The sequence below is a fragment of the Calothrix sp. CCY 0018 genome, assembly GCF_963920925.1.
GTDB lineage: Bacteria > Cyanobacteriota > Cyanobacteriia > Cyanobacteriales > Nostocaceae > Rivularia.
Window position 1 is genome coordinate 73,173 of the sequence record NZ_CAWUDI010000016.1, and the last position, 21,816, is coordinate 94,988.

Annotated in this window: 13 protein-coding genes; 7 read left to right on the forward strand and 6 right to left on the reverse strand. The window is 37.7% G+C overall.

The window, feature by feature from the left end:
- Positions 1–145 precede the first annotated feature (145 nt).
- The gene (gene rpsD / locus ACM03V_RS13745; protein ID WP_414621350.1) at positions 146–754 is read left to right on the forward strand and encodes a 30S ribosomal protein S4; all 609 of its coding nucleotides are present in this window, start codon (positions 146–148) and stop codon (positions 752–754) included.
- Between the two features lie 527 nt (positions 755–1,281).
- Here the strand turns inward: rpsD and ACM03V_RS13750 are convergent.
- Entirely contained in the window at positions 1,282–3,765 is a 2,484-nt protein-coding gene (locus ACM03V_RS13750; protein WP_414621351.1) for a hypothetical protein, read from the reverse strand.
- Positions 3,766–4,707: 942 nt separating this feature from the next.
- Between ACM03V_RS13750 and ACM03V_RS13755 the strand changes: the two genes are divergently transcribed.
- Both ACM03V_RS13755 and ACM03V_RS13760 read left to right on the forward strand, forming a co-directional pair.
- Entirely contained in the window at positions 4,708–6,087 is a 1,380-nt protein-coding gene (locus tag ACM03V_RS13755; protein ID WP_414621352.1) for a cytochrome P450, read from the forward strand.
- Between the two features lie 461 nt (positions 6,088–6,548).
- Entirely contained in the window at positions 6,549–9,770 is a 3,222-nt protein-coding gene (locus ACM03V_RS13760; protein WP_414621353.1) for a HEAT repeat domain-containing protein, read from the forward strand.
- A gap of 269 nt (positions 9,771–10,039) precedes the next feature.
- Here the strand turns inward: ACM03V_RS13760 and ACM03V_RS13765 are convergent, their stop codons facing one another.
- On the reverse strand, positions 10,040–10,300 hold the full coding sequence (locus ACM03V_RS13765) for a substrate-binding domain-containing protein (protein ID WP_414621354.1): 261 nt from the start codon (positions 10,298–10,300) through the stop codon (positions 10,040–10,042).
- Positions 10,301–10,750: 450 nt separating this feature from the next.
- Here ACM03V_RS13765 and ACM03V_RS13770 point away from each other — a divergent pair, with 450 nt between their 5' ends.
- Complete coding sequence (locus tag ACM03V_RS13770; RefSeq protein ID WP_414621355.1) at positions 10,751–11,227, forward strand: glycine-rich domain-containing protein; 477 nt, start codon at positions 10,751–10,753, stop codon at positions 11,225–11,227.
- Positions 11,228–11,235: 8 nt separating this feature from the next.
- On the opposite strand, the gene ACM03V_RS13775 is transcribed toward ACM03V_RS13770, so the two are convergent.
- Positions 11,236–13,524 carry an NB-ARC domain-containing protein gene (locus ACM03V_RS13775; protein WP_414621356.1) on the reverse strand — a complete coding sequence of 763 codons (2,289 nt, stop codon included), beginning with the start codon at positions 13,522–13,524 and terminating at the stop codon, positions 11,236–11,238.
- Between the two features lie 477 nt (positions 13,525–14,001).
- Here ACM03V_RS13775 and ACM03V_RS13780 point away from each other — a divergent pair, with 477 nt between their 5' ends.
- The 3 genes from ACM03V_RS13780 (at position 14,002) to ACM03V_RS13790 (ending at position 17,102) form a co-directional block, all read left to right on the forward strand.
- Positions 14,002–14,478: a hypothetical protein gene (locus tag ACM03V_RS13780; RefSeq protein ID WP_414621357.1), complete on the forward strand. Its 477-nt coding sequence runs from the start codon at positions 14,002–14,004 to the stop codon at positions 14,476–14,478.
- Positions 14,479–14,932: 454 nt separating this feature from the next.
- The gene (locus tag ACM03V_RS13785) at positions 14,933–15,622 is read left to right on the forward strand and encodes a DNA-binding response regulator (protein ID WP_414621358.1); all 690 of its coding nucleotides are present in this window, start codon (positions 14,933–14,935) and stop codon (positions 15,620–15,622) included.
- Between the two features lie 847 nt (positions 15,623–16,469).
- Positions 16,470–17,102, forward strand: a complete 633-nt coding sequence (locus tag ACM03V_RS13790; protein WP_414621359.1) for a hypothetical protein — start codon at positions 16,470–16,472, stop codon at positions 17,100–17,102.
- Positions 17,103–17,341: 239 nt separating this feature from the next.
- On the opposite strand, the gene ACM03V_RS13795 is transcribed toward ACM03V_RS13790, so the two are convergent.
- The 3 genes from ACM03V_RS13795 to ACM03V_RS13805 all read right to left on the reverse strand — a co-directional run bounded on the left by ACM03V_RS13795 (position 17,342) and on the right by ACM03V_RS13805 (position 21,614).
- Positions 17,342–17,773 (reverse strand): hypothetical protein, encoded by a 432-nt coding sequence (locus tag ACM03V_RS13795; protein ID WP_414621412.1) that lies wholly within the window; start codon positions 17,771–17,773, stop codon positions 17,342–17,344.
- Between the two features lie 897 nt (positions 17,774–18,670).
- A complete protein-coding gene (locus tag ACM03V_RS13800) occupies positions 18,671–19,600 on the reverse strand; it encodes a hypothetical protein (protein ID WP_414621360.1) in 930 nt (309 codons plus the stop codon).
- 193 nt (positions 19,601–19,793) lie between these two features.
- Positions 19,794–21,614: an ABC transporter ATP-binding protein gene (locus tag ACM03V_RS13805; protein ID WP_414621361.1), complete on the reverse strand. Its 1,821-nt coding sequence runs from the start codon at positions 21,612–21,614 to the stop codon at positions 19,794–19,796.
- Positions 21,615–21,816 lie beyond the last annotated feature (202 nt).

Consider the following 21,816-nt stretch of genomic DNA (forward strand, 5'->3'; position numbering starts at 1 on the left):
CTCTCCCCTCTTCCCCCTCTCCCCCCTCTTCCCACTCTCCCCATCTCCCCATCTTCCCCTCCCCCATTCCATATTCTTCCCGATCGCCTCTATAATGTTATGTCTGTGAGTAAAATTTATTGATGATTGAATTAAGGGAGCGATAATGTCCCGATATAGAGGACCTAGATTAAGAATTACACGCCGCCTGGGTGAATTACCAGGATTAAGCCGTAAAACCGCTAGACGTGCTTATCCCCCCGGACAGCACGGTCAAAACCGTAAAAAGCGCTCTGAGTATGCTGTCCGTTTGGAGGAAAAGCAAAAGCTCAAGTTTAATTACGGTTTAACTGAAAAGCAAATGGTGCGTTATATCCGTAAAGCAAGACGAGTAACTGGCTCTACCGGACAGATACTCCTACAGTTTCTTGAAATGCGCTTGGATAACACCATTTTCCGTTTGGGAATGGCTCCAACTATTCCCGCAGCACGTCAATTAGTTAATCACGGACACGTTCAAGTAAACGGTCGCGAAGTTAACATCGCTAGCTATCAGTGTCGTCCCGGAGATGTCATTGGAGTTAAAAATAAAGAAGCTTCTCGCCAATTGGTAGAAACCAATTTGCAATATCCCGGTTTAGCAAACCTTCCCAGCCATTTAGAGTTTGATAAAAACACAATGGTTGGTAAAGTAAACGGTCTTTGCGAACGCGAATGGGTGGCTCTAAGCGTTAACGAACTGCTAGTAGTGGAATACTACTCAAGAAAAGCTTAACGATTTTGGATTTTGGATTTTGCGGAAAGTTGAGCCAGTCCGATCTTGGGGTTTCCCCAAGTAGAGGAACTGGCGTTGGGGTGTAGATTCTCTCCCCCCAAAACTTTCCAAGACGGATGCAGGGATTTTGTATCTTGAAATCTAATCCAAAATCTGAAAGGTTATTCAAAAGGGATAGAGAATTAGAAAAATAACTTTTAACCTTGAACCTTTTGTATTGCCATAAATGAACAAGTCATTACTTTTAAAAGCGTTCTCAGGTTTGATGGGAGCAACTTGGTATCACTTTAGTTTTATCTAGCTGTCAACAATTAGATAAAGCTGAATCTGAAGTTTTAAATAAAGTATGAGTTTGCGCCCTTCTCACCCGCAGCCTAGAAGGCTGGGGCTATTAAAACGAAGCCCCTCCGGGTTCACACTCCCCTCAACGCTCTTAACCCGCGCACGGGGGTGATTCACCGTCTGCACGGGCTAAATTAAGCGCATCTTTATAAAGAAATGGTATTAGTATCTAAACCCTTCCTCAATTAACCAACAAGTTCAATATTCTGGTATTGTCCTACTGCTGTTGGATTTGCTATATCATCATCATTACCGATAGTTAAGAAGTCAAATTTACCAGTAAAGAAATCCCCTACAGCAATGGAATATTGTGTGAAGCCGTTGTCAGAACCAACAATATAATCGTCTAAGTCTTCGATACCCCAGCTTTGGCTACCATCAACTTGGAAAAAGCTTTTTACGTCGTTACCACCAATTACATTATCATTGTCGAAGCCAATACCCTGAACTTCAGCTTCACCATTACCCGCAAAGTCAAATTTGAGTAATGTATCCTCAGTGATTTCATAGCCGGTAATATCCAAGCGTTTCCAACCGTTTCCTTCTAACTGCAATTCATTATCGTTGCTAACAGTTGAAATTATGCTTGGGTTTTGACTTGCACCACCGTAGGATAGAACTTCTTCACTTTGGGTGACTCCCTTAATGGAAATATTAAGTGAATTTGGAGCCTCTTTAGGTGTGTCAACAGGAGCAGAAGTACCTTCAAATATCTTAATATTGCTGAATGTACTTTCAGCGTCGGGGTTAGATTGATCGTCATCGTTACCAATTGTTAGGAAGTCAAAAGCCCCAATGAAGAATTCACCAACTGGGATTTCATAAATATCTTTGTCACCCGATTTACCAACAATGAATTTAGTGAGATTTTTATTCCCCCAGTTTTGGCTACCATCTAGTTGGAAGAAACGTTCACCATCCTGTTGACTAATCGCATTATCGTTATCGAAACCAATACCTTGAATTTCACCTTTACCGTTACCCGCGAACTCAAAACGTAGAACAGTATTCTTGGTGATGGTTGAGTTAATTTCAAGTCTCTGCCAACGGTTTCCGCTCAAGTTGACTTCGTTGGAGGATGTCTCAACAGTTCCATTTTTAGGATTGTCTTGACTTCCACCATAGGATTCAAGTGAGTCGATCGCTAAAGTATCGTTTTGTTGGGTAGGAGTATCACCTCCACCAGGATTTACAGGAGGTTCTTCTGTAGGAGTATCACCTCCACCAGTGTTTACAGGAGGTTCTTCTGTAGGAGGATTGTCTGGTGGTGTTGCTGGTGCTGTTCCAGGAGGTGCATCCGAACCACCAATCACAATTAGATAACCGTCTTTTTTACCACCCGCACTATTTTGGATAGCGTTGTGAGTAATTTGGCTTTTTTTTAAATCAGTAGTTGTAACTACTGCGGTTGTACCATTACGAACTGCGGCTACTGCTCCATCACTATCTGTAATTGGAGTCCATGCAAGTCTTTTTGTTAAGTCTGGACTGATAACTGCAATATACCCTTCAAAGCCAGTATATTCGCTTACAGGTTTTCCTTCAATAGTCTGTTCGTCTCGATTAGCAATTTTATATGCCGAACTTCCACCTAAAATTACAGTACCGTCTTCTGTGGCTGTAATTGAACTTACATCAACAGAGTTACCTTTACCACTGTTAAATCGGCTTAATAAAGATTGACCTTTGACTAAATCACCAGTTTCGAGGTCATAGCGACCGTACCAAGTCATTTTAACCGAACCTACATTAGTCGGTTTAGTATATTGGTCTGTTTCTATCTTTCTATCGGCGGTAACTTTCTCTGATAAATCGAAAGGATCTCTATAGAAAATAGAGAAGCCAGTACCACCATTGACGAAGTACGAAGAATATAGCTGTCCGTCGCGTCCGATCGCTACACGCTGCCCCCGCGTATCGGCCATCAAGTTTTCTTTGTAGATGTCTTTATCATCGAAGTCATAGTTTTTCCAGAGACTTTCTCCTTTATAGGACAATGCTTCAGTAAAGGCAACCTGCAAAATCCCGGTTTTTTGCTCGAATCCCGTCGCAATAACCATTCCTCCATTTTGGTCGGTAACTGCTATATCGAGAAAATTACGCCTGCTGCTGTTTGTACTCCACTTTTGAAGTTCTTCTCCGTTACTATCAAACAGATAAGCTCTATCATCACCTTTGCGATCGCGTACAACTCCGACTTTGCCACTATCGGAAATAGCAATACGAGCAACGTCACTTAGAGATTTACTCCATTTAACTTCTGTCGCATCGGCATTTAATACGGCGATTCCACCTTCGTAAGCGACAGCGATGTCCCCATTTTTCGAGACTTCTAAATCCAGTACTTTTCTTGGTAAACGAGTGGTAGCAATAACTTGATTGGTTTGAGAATTATAACGGACAATCGTTCCGTCACCACCACCGAGGAGTTCAGTTTCTTTTCCTCCAAGGTTGGCATTTTTTAAAGAACCTCCTACGATGACGAATTTACCATCAAGGGAAATATCTACCGCATTGGTAGAATCATCTTCTTTCCCACCTAAATAGGTAGCCGCCGAAACATCTAAATTGTTCGTAGGAGACTGAGGTAGAGCGTTTTTTGATCCCGACGAGAAGGAATTCTGGCTTTGAAGATTACTATCATCGAGCTTGTTGATTTTAGTAGCCATATTTCACTCATATTTAATGAACTTCCATCGGTAGATAACTCTGAATAACTAACTCCCAATTTTTCATCTTTTATACTTCGTAGCTGGGGAATATACGACTACCGTACATTCAAGAAAAACCCATATGGCAGCCCTTAGTACAGTTTACAAAGTTGCCCGATCCGTATATAAATCAGTGTTTTATGCTTGCTTTTTGCAAATAATTTTGATATGTTTTTACATTTTTTTTTCAATCGGACATCAGTGAATCTAATAGTGTTTTTTTAAAGCTTTTACTAGTGCTTGAGGATACGAATAAATATTTAATTTTGATCGTAAAACGAGATTCTTTTGTGAAACTTTTATCTTAGCTCGGTAATATTAATGACTTAAAAATAGGATGCAGTTATTTGCTTGCCGTATAAACTTTTAACTTATAGAACTATGTGAACAAGTTATTTAATATCAAGTTCCCAATATGTTATCGGGAATGTAGAATCAAGTAGTTAGGTTTTAACCTAGCCCGACGGAGAATATAATTTCCCGCTCTTAAGCTTTGTTTTGATAGGTATAAAGATTCTACAGCCCGCGATTTATCGCTCTATTCCTAAGAGATTTTACGCAAAAGTGATGATTATTTTATATCTTTTTTAAATAGTATGATTGCTGAAAATAGTATTGACTTTTGTTGACAAGTATGTAATGCGCTGTAAATTAAGCAACCGGAACGATACATTAAGTATTTCAACGGTTAAGATCCCCCCAACCTCCCTTTTCAAGGGGGGCTTTTTTTTGACTTTTTCCAAATAAGTTATATGTATGTTATTAGCCCACGCAGGTGGGCTTTGTTTCTGTAGCCCCAGGCTGCGGGCGTTATCGCGGGCAATTATCGCTACTAATTGATAATTGATTGCGAATTTTTTCGCCACAATATAAGGATGTATCTGAAAATCCCAAATAATCATGACATCGAGTTACAATCTGCCTCCAAGCCCGGAAATGCCCATACTTCTACGACGGATCAAGTTTATATTTCAACCTTTGAAGTATCTGGAGGATTTTGCTCAAACTTATGGCGTGAGCTTTAGTCTTTCTCAGAAAGATGGTACTAATACGGTTTACTTTAGCCATCCCGAAGCGATGGAACAGATTTTTACTGCCGATGCTAACTCACTCGAAGCTGGTAGGGGAAACCGGATTATCAAGTTTCTGGTTGGGGATAATTCTTTGATTTTACTAGATGGCGATCGCCATTCGCGTCAGCGTAAGTTGTTGGCTCCTCCTTTTCATGGCGATAGAATGCGGGCTTATGGTATGACTATTTGTGAAATTGCCCAGCAGGTAAGTGATGAATGGCAGACGGGTAAGCCTTTCAATATCCGCGAGTCGATGCAGGAAGTTACTTTGAGCGTAATTTTAAGCGCGGTTTTTGGTTTGGATGAAGGAAAGCGTTTGGATGAGCTTCGTTTCAAAATTTCTTCGCTACTCGATTTTGTAAGTTCCCCTTTATTGTCTGCGAGTTTGTTTTTTAGGTTTTTACAAAAGGATTGGGGTAGTTGGAGTCCCTGGGGTAAAGTTTTACACTTACGGAAGCAGATTGATGATTTGATTTACGATTTGATTGAGCAACGTCGCGCTGAATCAAACCAAAATCGTCAAGATATCTTGAGTTTAATGATGTCTGCACGCTATGAAGATGGTGGAGAAATGTCTAATGAAGAATTGCGCGATGAATTAATGACGTTGTTATTTGCGGGACATGAAACAACTGCTTCTGCTTTGACATGGGCTTTTTACTGGGTCGATTCTTTACCGGAAGTACGCGAAAAATTACTTAATGAATTAAATGATTTAGGCGATAATCCAGAACCCGGTTTAGTTGCTAAGCTGCCTTATTTAACAGCAGTTTGTCAAGAAACTTTGCGTATCTATCCGATTGTTCCCAGTGCTTTTCCTCGAATTGCAGTAAATCCGATTGAAATTGGTGGCTATAACTTACCGAAAGGTACTTGGATAATTCCCAGTATTTATTTAGCGCACCACCGAGAAGAAGTTTATCCGCAATCAAAGCAGTTTAAACCAGAAAGATTTTTAGAAAGACAGTTTAGCCCTTACGAGTTTTTCCCTTTTGGTGGTGGAAATCGTCGCTGTATTGGTTTAGCGTTTGCAATGTATGAAATGAAGCTGGTATTAGCAACAATTTTATCGCGATATGAAGTATCAAGAATTGATAAACGTGCGGTAAAGCCAGCGCGTCGCGGTTTAACTGTGGCGACACCAGCAGGAATGAAGATGGTTGCAAAGCCTGTTAAAAAAATTGCTAAAACTCCCGTGGTGGTTTAAATGTGACCTCACCCTATGCACCCTCTCCTTACTAAGGAGAGGGATGTCCGTTAGGACAGGGTGAGGTTTTTGATGTATTATAAAAATCTTTTGTAGGGTGCTGTCACGGCTTAAATAACTTTGGGGGAGAGGTTGAGAATTAAATATTGCCGTGACGCACCATTATTAGTATTGCCCGTAATAACGCTTAGGAATAAATTTCCAGGTTCACATATAAATTAACGCACCATAATTAATTAGTATTTTCCGTATTGTGCCTTACTTTCTGGAATTAACGGAATTAATACTGAAGTAAATCACGGGCAAGCTTGTGTAAAGTGTTGCACTATACAAAATTCATATTTTTATATAAATGTATAGCCTTTTACTAGCAAATCCAACCTGAAATTATCTAACTTCCTTGTATTAAAGAGATGATTGTCCGCAATATTTTCAATCTCAAGTTTCCTCTATTCCCAACAATGTTTAAATCTAGTAGCGTTAGAAGAAAGCTTTCGTTTTTTCTAGTTTTTACTTTTACATTTTTATTTGTTCTTCAACTGTCTTTACCTTGGGTAAATGCTAAGGAAAAACCCAAGCCGGAGCCAAAAGACTGGCATATTAACGGAATTGTCGCTGCCTTAGACGATGCTTATCCAGAAGTTATAAAATTTGCTTTTGGAAAGTTAGGAGAAGAAGAATACAAACTCAAAAATATAAATCAGCGACAAGCTGAGAGGATAGCTAATAAAGCCATTAATCTATTGAACAATGAAAACATTAAATCAAATGCAGTTAAAGCATTAGTAAATTTAGGGGATGCTCCTAAAGCCTACGTTGAAAATATTGCTGCTATCGTCAGAGATGAAAAGGTTCATTTAACTGTTCGCGCTAATGCAGTAAGAGTATTAGGGAATTTAGGGGATGCTGCTAAACCTTACATTCAAGATATTCTTGCTATTATCAAAAATGAAAACATTCATCCATATTTTCGCAGTAGTGCAGTAGAAGCATTAGGAAATTTAGGGGATGCTGCTAAACCCTACGTTGAAGATATTGCTGCTATCGTCAAAGATGAAAAAGTTGACTCAAATGTTCGCAGTAGTGCAGTAGAAGCATTAGGAAATTTAGGGGATGCTGCTAAGCCCTACGCTGAAGATATTCTCGCTTTCTTCAAAGATGAAAAGGTTGATCTATTTGAATACCGTAGTGCAGTAGAAGCTTTAGGAAATTTAGGTCATCTAGTACAACCTCATGTTAAAGATATTGCAGCTTTACTTAAGAATGAAAAAAATAATTCAAGACTTCGCGAGAATGCAGCAGTAGTGTTAGGGAATTTAGGGGATGCTGGTAAGCCCTACGTTCAAGATATTCTCGCCTTCTTTAAAGATGACAAAGTTCACCCAGATGAACGCAGTGGTGCAGCTTATGCATTAAGAAATTTAGGGGATGCTGCTAAACCTTATGTCCAAGATATTGCTGCTATGGTCAAAGATGAAAAAGTTGACTCAAATCTTCGCGGTGGTGCAGCCTATGCATTAGGGAATTTAGGGGATGCTGCTAAACCCTACGTTAAAGATATTGCTGCTATCGTCAAAGATGAAAAGGTTAACTCATATGTTCGCGATAGCGCAGCCTATGCATTAGGGAATTTAGGGGATTCTGCCAAAACCTATGTTACAGATATTGTTGCTTTCCTCAAAGATGAAAACATTAATTCAGATGTTCGCAGTAGTGCAGCCTATGCATTAGGGAATTTAGGGGATACTGCTAAGCCCTACGTTCAAGATATTCTCGCTATCGTCAAAGATGAAAAGGTTGACTCAACTATTCGCCGTAGTGTAGTTAGCACATTAGCAAAAATTGATCGGCTAAATTTAAATCAAGTTCTGTTGGTGTTAAACAACTTCTACTACCCAGGAGAACAAATTTTAAATAAATGGCGCTTCCAAACCTATTTCCTCGCTGGTGGAACTGAAGAAGTCAAAATTCTACTAAAATGGTTAGGACATTACGAAAACAAAAAAATCCCCACCAAACTCACCTACAAGGAAGCCAAAAAAACCTTACAACTCTTTGCTAAAATCTGGCAACCAAGCCAAGACTTAAGATTACGCAAAGACTTAGCTTATAGAATCGTTCAAGTTACCAAACTCGTTGATTGGCAACCCCAAGACATCGTTTTACTGCAAACCCATTACAATAATCTCAAACAAGCTGGATACAACGAAGCCGATTCCATTGAGTCGGTAATCATTCAACTCAAAGGTTGGAGGTGGTTTTTCAATTTCAGAAATATCATTTTAATTCACGCTGCTTTTTGGCTTTTACTCATCTTCGCTTACCCCAAATCTCCCCAAATCCAAGCCATATTCTTCTGGAATCCTTGGGTAAGAAAAATTTTCGGGATGGGTTACGTCGGCTTTCTCCTCACCTGGGTTCCCTTCCTCCGTCGCAAACTATTTCAACCATTCCAACCTTCTTTACTCGCAGATGCGAAATTAGATAATTTTGAGGAAAAATCCTACTTTTCATCATCAAGGGTTGTCAATAATCCCAATTCCAAACAAACCCTAACAATCACCGCAGCATTACCAAATATCAAAGGACAAACTGTGTTAATCGGGGATTCCGGCTTAGGAAAATCCATGTTTCTCCGACATCTAGCAAAAACCTCTCAAACAACGGTAGTATATTTACCCGCTAGTAAATGCGAAAATGGTGTAATTGCAGCCATTCAAGCAAAATTACACGGACAAGCACAAGATGAGCGATTTCTGAAAAATTTGATTTATTGCGGTGCGATTGATATTTGTATCGACGGATTAAATGAAATCACAGCAGATACGCGATCGCAAATTAAACAGTTTGTGGAAAGTTATTTCCGGGGTAACATCGTTATGACTACTCAACCATTGGAATGGGAACCCCCGACTACAGCGAAGATAATTTATTTAAAACCATTAGAGCAACAACAAGTTGAAGAATTTTTAATTTCTCGTCAACTACAAAACGGTGAAGATGTTCCGCTAAAAGGTGCACAATACGAACAAGCTTGTCAAAAATATCTCAAACAAGCTTTTGATAATAAACACAAAACACCGGAAGAATTAACTGCTACAAAACGGGTAGTTTCCAACCCAATGGATTTAACTTTGATAGCTCAAATGCTATCGCAAGCTAAACAACCAGATTTATTCCGCTTGCAGGAACAGCAATATAATTTGATGGCTGCTGAATATAAACAAGAATGGGGACATTCATTTCCGTTGAAAAAATTCTCGTCATCGGTATACGATATGCGACTCAATGACGGTACAACCTTGGATGCGGAAGAATATCACCAAGAATTACTTAGTTTAGAAGACGAAAAATATAAGATGGTTATCAGCCGTCAGTGGAAAAGTAAAAACGGCGAATCAATGAAGGAATGGTATTTTCGTCACGATAAAATTATGGATTTCTTCCTCGTACAAAACTTTATTGGCGATAGCGACGAAATCCAAGGAAGGTTAGAAAAACACATCGGCGACCCGCGTTTTCGCGGAGTTTATTTTTTATTAGCAAACTTACTCAAATCAGATGCAGCATTCCAATTAAGAGAAAGTTTAATTCAATATGCTGCCGATACCAACGACCATACAGTCAGCGATACCTTTGTGAAATTGTTGCGATCGAGAGTTCCCTCATATGTAGAGGCGTAATAAGTACCTACGCAAAATTAATTGTGTATTGTCATTGCGAGGAACGAAGCAATCGCACTTCCTTGAAGTTTTCAGAATGTAAAATTAATTTTGCACGACTACTTATATTACTTCTTGAACCTCACCCCGCCCTAACGGGCACCCCTCTCCTTATCAAGGAGAGGGGAAGGGAGTAAGTTCAGTATGATAATAGTGCGTTAGAAACCGCTCTCGTTTCACCCCTCTCCTGGTGGAAGTAGAGGGGAAGGGGGTGAGGTTTCTAACTAATTTTAATTAACTCTTTGCCACAATCTTTGAATTTCTCCAATACTTTTCTGATTTGGTGCAGGTAATGTTTTCGCTGATGGATTAATTTGTGAGCCGGGAATGTTTTGACTCCAAGGGCTGTTAGGAACAGATTTTAAGTTAATATTATTATTTGTAGGTCGAAAACCGTATTTTACAAAGACTTTTTGTTGTTCTGGTTGAGTTAGGAAATTAACAAATTTTTTCGCAGCTTTTGCGGTTCCACTATCAACGTTTTGACGCACAATTGCAGCGGTTGCAACTGTTTCAACAGTTTCTGCAAATTGTGGTTAAAAATGACATATTCATTGCTTTAACGCTCTCGGGATGCGATAAAACAGATTTTTAAGCATTCCGTATACTACTTAATCAGTCTGCCACTGCCCGCTTTATGAAAAAATCCCGTTTACTAAAAGACTAATTTTTAGCCCTAACCACAGATTTACCCTTTTTTTTAACAAGATTTAATTTTTGTACAAAAAGTATTCAGATTTTTAACTATGCTTTGATGCAAATTACTGAAATCAATTTATTTTGAAATGATATTAAAAACCGAATTTAATTTTTTTCCAACAAAAGTAAAAATAACTACTATATTTTTCGTAAAAACACTTGGAATATCTTGATATATAAAAAGAGGATGACTTTTGAAAATAAATCCTTCTGCCATATATAGTTTATAAATAATTAGGAAAATGAAGATTGTCGCATTTTGGGATAAGTTGAATAAATTAAGTCTAGAAACGGTTGCATATAAACTTATGTCTTCTAAAGGATGGACTCTTGAAAAAACGCAAGTGGCAATTAATCGCTACAAATTATTCTTATATCTCAAATCGGTTTATCCTGCTACGCCATTGGTTCCTACCTCAGAAATTGATGCAGTTTGGCACGCTCATATTCAGGTAAATTTACATCAATATATTCATGACACTAATTACTTATTTGGTTACACTTTAAATCATCTTTCCGCTGTCAATGAAACTGAAGAAATGCGTCAATTTTACGGAGAAGCTTCTAACAAAACCACAGCTTTGTTTGAAAATATATTCGGAGCCGGAGTTTTGGAATATACATCTATTCAGACTGCTGCTTGTGCCGATTTACCGATTGTTCCTAATGCTTATAGACAATTATCAATTATCAATGAACCAATGATAACTGATAACTGATAATTGTTTTAATTCGCCAGTAAATCATACATTTCTTGGGCTTCTGCACTCATTTTTAAACTATCGAAGCTTTCCGCTGCTTCTTTTGCTAAACGGTGGGCAAGAAAACCATTTCCACAAGCTTTTTCAAGTTTAGCGAATGTTGCTTTATGAAAAGCAATTACCCGTTTATCTTTGTGCCTTTGTGCCATTGGCAAGCTAAATTCTAATAGTTTTCGGCAAGTGGGAAAATCACCGTTTAACAGCGCAATATCTGCCAACCAATTATTAATTGCTGCGGTTGCTTTTTGCCATTCTATTTTTTGTGCTTCGATTAAAGCTTGCTCAAAAGTTAATTGTGCTTGGCTTAAATCCCCTTCCCGATAAAATATCTGTCCTTGATAATATAAATTCTGAACTTGCTGTTCCTGATATTCAGATGAATCGAGGTTAGCTTGTTCCAAAAGCTGTTGTTTTAGCGTCAACCATTCTTGTGCTTGCTGCAACTGTGAAAGATGAACGTGCAAAATTACCATGTTTGCAGCCAACTCTAACTGAAAATTTAAAGTGTGATGCTGCCGTAATTCCCATGCTTCTTGCAATAATATTTGTGCTTCTTGCAACTGTTTTACCTGCCGCATTCTGACCAAAATCCAAGCGCGATCGCACATCGAATCTAATGCTGTAACCCAATCCCCTGCTCGCTTTGCAGCTTCAATCAACCAGGCATTCCATTCTAAACGCTCATCCCAATATCCACGGATATGAACGTAACCTTTTATCCGCGACCACAAAGTTTTTACGTCAGAATATCTATTTTCAGAAATACACCATTCTAATACTGCTTGCAGATTTTCCCATTCAACTTCTAAATTTTCATAGCTTAAATGCCATTCGTTCCAATCTTTATCTTCAAATGATTCGGAAAATTTAAGATACCAATTTACCCAACGCTGGCGTAATTCCTGCGCGAATTGTGGATTTGTATATAATTCTGCCCAAGCATATTCGCGAGTCAAGGCTGCTAAACAATAACGTTCCTGTTGTCGATAAATCAAGGAAAGTTGTTGCAACTTTACTAATCCTTGAGATATGACAATTGGATCTGGTTTATCGAAAGCTACGCTGGTAATGGTTTCCCTAGTAACTGAACCGATGAAAAGAGTTAGAGCTATTAATAAATAATAAGGTGGCGAGTCTCTCAAAGGATTTATTGAAGTAGTAAAGCAAAAACGAGCAATATCACCTTGAGGATTTTTAATTAATATCAGTACGTCTTCGAGTAAATAACCAGCAGCCATCTGTCCGATAGCATAAATCATTGCTGCCGGTACTCCGCTTACTGCTTCGTAAATTTGCTGCGATTCTGCATTGGTTAAATTAACGTTTTTCTCTTTGGCTTCGTGTTGAATCAGCCGTAAACTATGTTCTTTGGGCAAACTATTAAGACGTATCGGTACGAATAATGTTTGTTCGCGGGTAGTAAGAATTACTTTAACCGTTGGTGGCAAGTCGTAAAGAAAGGAAAGAACTTCTTGTTTGTCTTCAATGGTTTCTAAGTTATCAACAATCAATAAAGTTTTAATTTGTGAAAGTTTATGACGAATAACTGCAATTTGCTCTTGCAAAGGTAAATTATTTATTTCGGAAAACTCAAAAATCCGAGCGATTTCTCGGCATATATCGCGTAAAGTACGCTGATAAATCAATCTCGGTAAAAGTCCAATCGAGGTAAGATGATTTTGCTTGGCAGATGTAAAGATTATGGCTTCAAAAGCAGGCGAATTAGAAATAAAACAGCGGTAGGCAACTTCAACTACTATTGTAGTTTTACCTACCCCACCAATTCCGTCAACGCTAATTAAATGAGCGGAATGCCTGTAATCCAAGAGTTCCATCAATCGGGCTACTTCGCGATCGCGTCCAATAAAAGTACTATATTCCCGTGCGGGTAAGTTTTGCACGATTGAACGTTTTCGGCTCTCTACTGAAGTAGAATCAGTAATTTCTATTTGCTGATTATTTACTGACAACTGTTCGGAGTTGTTTTCCGGTGACAGCTTGACTTTGCGTTGTTCCCATTCGTTGCTTAAGTAAATCCTGAGTCGATTTTCTTTACCTCTGCTACTACCGCTAACATTGAACTTCTTATAAACTTGGCCCATCCTTTTGAGGCAAGCATCAGCAGAAGTACCCAATTCCGAGGCTATTTCTTCGTAGCTCTTACCTTTCCCCATTCGCAGTAAAAAAACTTCCTCTTGATCGCGAGAAAGTTCTTGATTATGCGCCATTTCAGTCAAAAAATCGGTTGGGAACATTTTGCAAAAAATTGTTTTGGCTTAATATATTCTACCTTTTTATTTAGAGTTTACACGTAAATCGGAGTAATTCGGAGTTTAAAGAAATAGTGAAGGTTCTATATAATACATTGTAAATCGGTGTTTAAAGAAACAGTGAAGGTTCTATGTAATACATTGGCATGATATTTTTTTAGGTTAGGATGCAAATGAGCAGACTACTTAGATAAGAATTAACTTATGGTAATTCTTCTCAAAAACCTATTGTTTGAATTAATAGCTTTCAACTAAAGATGCGTAATTGCTTGACTATTCTGCAATTAAGTACACAACTAATTGAATGCTATATAGCCATAAGGAATTTGGCTATAAGTTATTTTCCATACCGACACCAGAAAAATTACTGAGTTAATATTCTAAACACTCAAAGTAAAAAAGCTGTCTTTTGAAATCCGAATAAATTCTGGTTGTAGCTAAAAATTATACTTAGGCAATAATATGAAACAGTTTCTCAAGTCTGCTGCAAAAGTTTCTGCTGTGTCGGCAATTGCTTGTGGTTTGGCTTTCGTATCTACATTGTCTGCAAGCGCTCAAACTAAAAAAGGTTTGGAAGGAAGTTACGTTGGTGGTAGTTTCCAAACTGGAAGTGGACAAACTAACTTTGAAGTTTACGGACGATATGATGTTCGTCAGTTACCTATCTCCGTGCGAGGTAGTGTGAATGTAGCAGATTTTTCTGGTGAGACTTTTACTCAATTCGCGCCATCAGTTACCTACGATTTACCTATCAGTGAAAAGGCAAATGCTTACGCTGGTGGTGGTTTAGCTTTCGGTGAAGGTGATTCTACTGCGTTTCTTAGAGGTGGCGCAGAAACAGAACTTGCTACAAATGTAGTAGTTTTCGGAGATTTAATCGTTCCTTTAGATGATGATGTCGATCCAGGTTTCGCTGTTGGGCTTGGCTATCGTTTTTAAGTATTTAAGCATTTGTTAGCTTGTTCGATCAAAAAGAATAAAGCATAAATTACCACGCGGGGGAAAGTTCAAACTTTTACCCGCGTTTTTGAGTATTTATGGTTAAGGAGTTTTTCGGAGCTTTACTGAATTTTGATGTAAAATGTTTCATATATAGCTATATACAGCAAAAATACGGAGTAATATTGTAAAATAAGCAGAGCTTAAACGAGGAATGAGAAAAGTAACATAGTATCGGGGGATAATTTAGGCAACATATGTTGGAGTTTAGGAGTTCAGTTGATTAATGAAGTACCTTAAAATCTAAAAAAAAGAGTGCTTCAGCGACGTTGCGGAATTCTAGACTCAGGGTTTTTCTCAATTGTTACTACTAATTAAATCTAGATAAGTATTCAAATGCCTATCTAGTACAAAACTTCAGCAGACAAACTATATTATGGCGGGAAAGTTAGTTATGATTCAACATTTACAACAAAAAGTATCGCCTAAAATTCTATTAGTTGATAGCTATGAAATATTTTTGAGTGGAACAGTAAAGATATTACGTTATTGTTATCCTGATGCTAAAATCTATGCTGCTACAACTGTAGAAAAAGCTTTATATCTAATTGCAAAAATTAAGCCAGAGTTAGTTATTACCGATATTTGTGTTGCACAAAATATTGGGGGAGCAATCCAGATTAATAATGGAATGCAGCTTCTGAAAAAATTATTAACTAATTATCCTCAAATTAATATACTAGTACAAAGTACTTATATTAATACTTTAGTGCGAATCAAGTCGGAAATTGACAAACATCCATCGGGTTTTGTAGTTGCGGATAAATGTCTTTCTACTCAGGAAACATTAAATAGAGTTAATTGGGCTTTGCAGGGATTGACTCATACTAAAGATATCAAAGCAATTAATTCTGGAATAGAATTGAAACCAGAGTGGTTAAGGTTGCTTAATTTAGCATTTGAAGAAGGTTTGCAAGATAAAGCAATTGCTGCACATATTTGTGTTTCCGAGCGAATGGTACGTCACTATTGGTATAAATTACAAGAAGTCTTAGATATAAATATTGATGAACTAAAAAATCAAGGAAAGAACCTTCGAGTTATAACTCATATTCGAGCAAGAGAAGAAGGTTTTATTGATTAGTCTTTCGTACATATTTCGTAAAATTTGCTCTTGTATCCGATAAATAAATAGGGATGATTGTTGTATTCAAACAATCGAAATAATTCTTATATTTTTACAAATTTATATCTTGATAAGTGTATAAAATCATAAATTTATAAGTTTTATTATCCCTTAATTATTTTAGGAGTAAATCATATGAAGTCTGTTATATTGACATCTGCAATCCTTTCATTAGCAGCAGTGGTATATAGTCCAGAAGTAAATGCGAGTAGCATACCTGACTATGTATCTAACTAGTACCGCTTCGCGGAAGTAAGAAGTAAGAAGTAAGAAGTAAGAAGTTTGATTTTCTAAGCTTTTCAGCCATTTTTAATGGTTGCCTTATTTACGCCGACTTGTACTAGGTTACAGAGCAAAATATAAATATGGCTGGAAGCAATCGCCATATATCGACATCGAATAAATGTAGCCAAGATACTACTAATACTAACTACCAATTGACTTCTGGAGATTTTCTAATTTATTTTTTATTTTTTATAATATGTTTGATATTGTTATTTCAGCTTTGGTTGGATTATAATCTTTCTAAAACGAAAAAACACTATTAGTAGTATATAAACATTTGTATAATTTTATTCTCCAATTTAGTTTTCTTTTAACTAAAACCGTATTTGTGATGTTAAATTGACAATCGGTAAACCTTAATCGGTAATTTACCGGAAATTTTTCATAAACATTCGACATTATGCCTATCTGTAAAAATAAATTATTCTGCCAGTTTAAATAATCATAGTGATTTGGATTGATTTTAGCTGTATTAGGATTTGTACCCAAGCATTTCCCCAGTATCACAGGAGACGGAAAAATGAATAAGTTATCACTAAATGTTGTAATGCTTGGATTAGGAGTAATGGCATATGCTCCAAAGGTTAATGCAGCAAATGCATTTTCTCTCCCGCAATTATTTACAACACCAGCAGAATTTGTCTCGCTGTTTACTCAAGCAAATGTTGATAATTCTGTAGTCGCGACTTCTGGATGGAAACAGTTTTATTCAGATGAAGGGAATTTTTCAATTTTTGTACCCAGCAAATCTATAACTAACTTAAATTCTAAAAGTGAAGATTACTCTATAAATATTTATCATACAGATACTAAAAAAAGCTCGTATATAGTTGGTTACGTTGATTATCATAATGACTTAAGTAACTTAACAGTCGGTGAAGTTTATCAGAAGTTTTTGAATGAATTCTTAGGTGCTGATGTCAAATTTATTAACCAGCAAGATATTACCTTGGGTAAATATCCCGGCATAGAAGTAGAATATAAAAACGACGATCAAAAAGCAGTTGCTAAAAGTCGGTTATTTTTAGTAGGACAAAGATTGTATATTTTAGATATCTCTAATTATAAAGCTGGAGACGCTAATCAATTTTTTAATTCTTTTCGGTTGGAGAAGAATATTAAAGAAAACGAGAGCGAGATTGCTCTTAACTGAAATATTGCAAAATTCTCGATAAATCATAATAAACCCGGTTTCTTGCTAGTTGCACAACTAAAAAATCATGTTTTAGCGAAAAGAAACCGGATTTTTGACATCATAATAATCTCAACAATGCTCGCTATGTGAATCAAGCTGCAACGATTGAATCGACGATTGGCAGCTTAAAAATTTATCAACATCTACGTCTACCCTTCGAGAGTGAGGGCGTTTAAAGCGTTTAAATTTATCAACTATCAATCAATAACTATTTCTTCACCCATTCGCTCTTCCAAAAGATCCATTAATTCATCCACATCTCGATCAACTTGTTCAAAACAAACGGGTGGCGGAGTTTCTGGTTCAAAATAAACTAACTTAATTTGCTCTTTACCAATACCTATCATCAAAACTTCCACTTCAGGTTTATGATTCTTAACTAAACCCAAAATTTCCTGAAGCTTATTATCAACATTATCGTTAAACTTTTCAATTGCCTCTTCAGGGCAATATACAAAATGCGGTTTTGGTTGCAAATCAATACCGATAGTACCCTGACTATCACCATTTTGCTGCCAAAGTGCCCAACTTAGCGCCGCTAATTCAAGATGATGCGCTTTCACAAATTTGTCCAGCTGATGCAGCCATTTCGGTTGGGGTGTATCGGGTTGAGTGGTACCAAACATGATTATATCTGTAGAATACGCAGTCTTTTGACACTCTCCGGGATAAATCCACGGAGATTCTTGGTTCAACGAGTCCACTTAGTTTAGATCCCTTGCAGTATCTAAACCAGAGGTGGTTCTCTCCTCAAGCTTTAACTTTCCGAGTGCCCCTCGGTAGTTGAGCCACTCGACACCGGGCACAGCCGGTGTCCAAGTGGCGTTGGATTGTTCCAAAATTTGTTTTGTTAAAAATTCTGTGTCGTCTAGTTTCCATGAAGATTTTACCTATTCCTGGTAAAAAACTAGAACTATGGAATAGAACCCACCAATCTTCAATTGTCAAGGTACAGATTGCCGCTAGGCATTTGGGTTTTTATACAGGTTAATTACCGTTCCTGTTAGTGTTATTGTATCATGAAAGGTTAAAACCTTTCCACTCGTTTTAGTCTAACGACTCACTCCGTGAACATCTCCGGGATAAATCCACGGAGTTTTAGTCTAACGACTCACTTCGTGAACAACTTCATCTTTGTATAATCATCTCACAGTTAGCAGTTAACAGTTAACAGTGAGCAGTGAGCAGTTAGCAGTTACCAGTTACCAGTTACCAGTAAATAGTTAAATCTTAATTCTCATCTTGCTTGTGTTTTGCCCTTGCACTCGCCGCATCAATCAATTTCAAAGGTGATATATAAAGTACGTTAAAGTTCACCGAGATGCATCATTATCGTTAAGCCCATATTCCCGCCTCGGAATCAATGCCTGCATTCATATACAAGCTAAAAATTTTACCCAGTCTGCCGCAATCAGACTTTATATATAAGCCTGGGAATTTATTCCAAGGCGGTTTATAAGGCTTATCGAAAATAGCGAACAAGTCAGTTCAAAACCAATTGATTCCAACTGCTCACTGATAACTGCTCACTGCTCACTGATAACTGATGACTGCTCGCTGTTAACTGGCAACTGCTCGCTGCTTGCTGGTAACAGCAGTTGTTTCGGTTTGAGATGCGCTTTCATCCGAATCAGTAAAAATGTGATTGGAATACTTAAAATAAAACCAGTGACAATAAAAAACATCCAAATAAAATGCCATTCCAAAATTCCTTCAACTCCGGCAATTTCATAAAAGAAGCGATTATTCGCGATTAATTTGGGAGTTGATTTGTTTTTGGGAATCTCAAACAAAAATTCGTAATATGGATAATGGTCGTTACTAACTTGTCCGCCGTTAGCTGCTATAAATAAATATGGTTGCTGATTTTTATCTTCTGCTTCAACTACTATTCCTTCAAGTCGCTTTCCATCACCTTTAGATACTAAATCTCCGCTGGCTGAATCCGATGTAAATTCACCGTTATATCCCGGCTTTCCTTCGTATAAAAGTTCGGTTTTTTCTAAATCATTATATAAAGAATTTAGTTTATCTAGAGAAATATAAGAAGTCTTTTTTTGTAACTTTCCTTTTTCAGACAGAGTTAGAAGAATACGAGTGCTATCTGCTTGCAACAGCGCTTCGCGAACGCAATTTTCTGTGTTGCATTTTCCCGTACCGCAGCTGCTCTCAACATTTTCAATTCCTGACTGTATATCTTTTATGCATGAGCTTGAGGTATCTATTTTAAAAATTCTGCTCCCATCATTTCTTTTTATGCTAGAAACGGGAGTAATTGAACGAATTTTCTCAAATTCTTCAACTTTTTGCGGCAATTCAGGAGGATTGAAATAATATCCCCAATAAGATTTAGAAATTAATATAGAAGCGATAAAGCCAGCAAAAACAGTACTACCAAAAGTAAGTGAAAATGCTAGTATGATTCCAAAAGGTTTTGGATGAGAATTATTCTTCATCAGTAGAATTAATGTTAGCTAATAACACTGTTATAACTACTAATAGTGTTTCTATCAAGTTATATAATGTCCGGAAGGAACCATTATCAGTTAGTAGCAATGTTGGGTTACGACACGAATATATAAAATTTCGTTACAAATCTAATTTGCTTTTGGTGTCTAACCCAACCTACAAACTGCTCACTGTTAACTGCTAACTGATTACTGACTTCAACCCGGATTGTACTCGCCACAAACTTGCGTAAATTCCGTTGTGTTCGAGTAATTCTTCATGAGTACCGGATTCTACGATTTCGCCGTATTCTACTACATATATGCGGTCGGAATTGCGAATTGTAGAAAGACGGTGAGCGATCGCAATGGTTGTTCTATCTACGGTAATTCGTTCTAAAGAGCGGGCGATCGCCGCTTCTGTTTCGTTATCTACGGCTGAGGTGGCTTCGTCTAATATGAGGATGGGCGGATTTTTTAATATTGCTCTGGCAATGGCTATCCTTTGTCTTTGCCCACCGGATAATTTTTGTCCGCGCTCGCCGACTATTGTTTCGTAGCCTTGGGGTAGCATATTGATAAATTCGTGGGCTTCGGCGACTTTGGCGGCTGTGATGATTTCTTTGTCGTTGGCGTTGAAGCTGCCATAAGAGATATTTTCGGCTACGGTACCGTGAAACAAAAATACGTCTTGGCTTACCAAACCGATGCAGCGGCGTAAATCTTGCAGGTTTATATCTTGTAGATCGATGTTATCAACGGTAATTGTTCCGGAAGTGATTTCGTAAAATCGCAGCAATAATTTAACTAAAGTGCTTTTACCCGAACCCGTGGAACCTACAATGGCAATAGTTTGTCCTGCGGGTATTTCTAAAGATAGATTTTTGATTACTGGCTGTCTATCGTGATAGGCAAAAGTAACGTTATTAAACTTGATTTCGCCGCGTACTTTTTCAATCGGTAAGTCTACATTTCCGGGATTAATCGTAATAGGAGTATCCAGCAAATTCATGACGCGATTTGTGGAAGCCATCGCCCTTTGATATAAATCGAAAGTTTGTCCTAATCTAGTCAAAGGCCAAAGTAATCTTTGAGTTAAAAAGACTAATACGCTGTAAGTTCCTACAGACATATTACCGTTAACTGCCGACATTCCGCCAAATAATAACAGCGCCGTAAACCCAATTAAAATTAACATTCTAATTAAGGGTACAAAAGCAGCAGAAAGTTTAATGGCTTTACCATTACTGCGGCGATAAGCTTCACTTTCCGATTCTAAACGTTTGCTTTCATATTCTTCAGCAGTAAAACTTTTAATAGTAGTAATACCGCCTAAATTATTAGACAAACGCGAGTTAAGAAAACTTAGCTTTTCGCGAACGTCGGCGTAACGCGGTTCGAGTAAATCTTGATAAGCAAACGTTCCCCAAAGAATAAACGGAATCGGTAACATGGTCATCCATGCCACGTTAGGAGCTAAAATAAAGAATGCACCACCAAGAATTATAATAGTTGTGGCAGTTTGCAATATATCGTTAGCTCCCACATCCAGAAAGCGCTCCAGTTGGTTGATATCATCGCTCAAGATCGACATCAAACCGCCGGTACTGCGTTCTTCAAAGTAGGCTAATTCTAGATTTTGTAAATGTTTATAGGCATTCAAGCGCAAATCGTGCTGAATAGTTTGCGCCAAATTACGCCATAGTGTTTCTAAAGCATACTCAAAAACCGACTCCAATACCCAAATCACAACCGTTAGCAAAGAAATTATTAAAAATTGCCAAAAAATATCAGTGATTCCCCAACTGGCAATGATAGAATCTTCCTGTTTGACAACAACATCAACGGCGAAGCCAATTAATACCGGAGGTGCCAAGTCGAATAGCCTATTGAGAATAGAACAAACTACCGCGAGCCGAATTTTTTGGCGATAATCATGTCCGTAGTCAAGCAAGCGTTTCAACGGATGCGCTGAATCCCTACGCTGTTTTTGCAACCGATTGGATTTAAGTACTTGAGCCACAATTTTAGGTAAATGCTAGGAACTTATCTTAACATGAAATCAATGAACAATTATCAATTATCAATGATTTGTAGTCTGGGAAGTTTGAAATAGTTTTTAATTTCTCCACCGCTTTATAGATTCATAATTACTTTCACCATTTACTTTAAGAGTATAAATTGGGCAATAATTATACTGGATTGATAATTGGTAATTGATAACT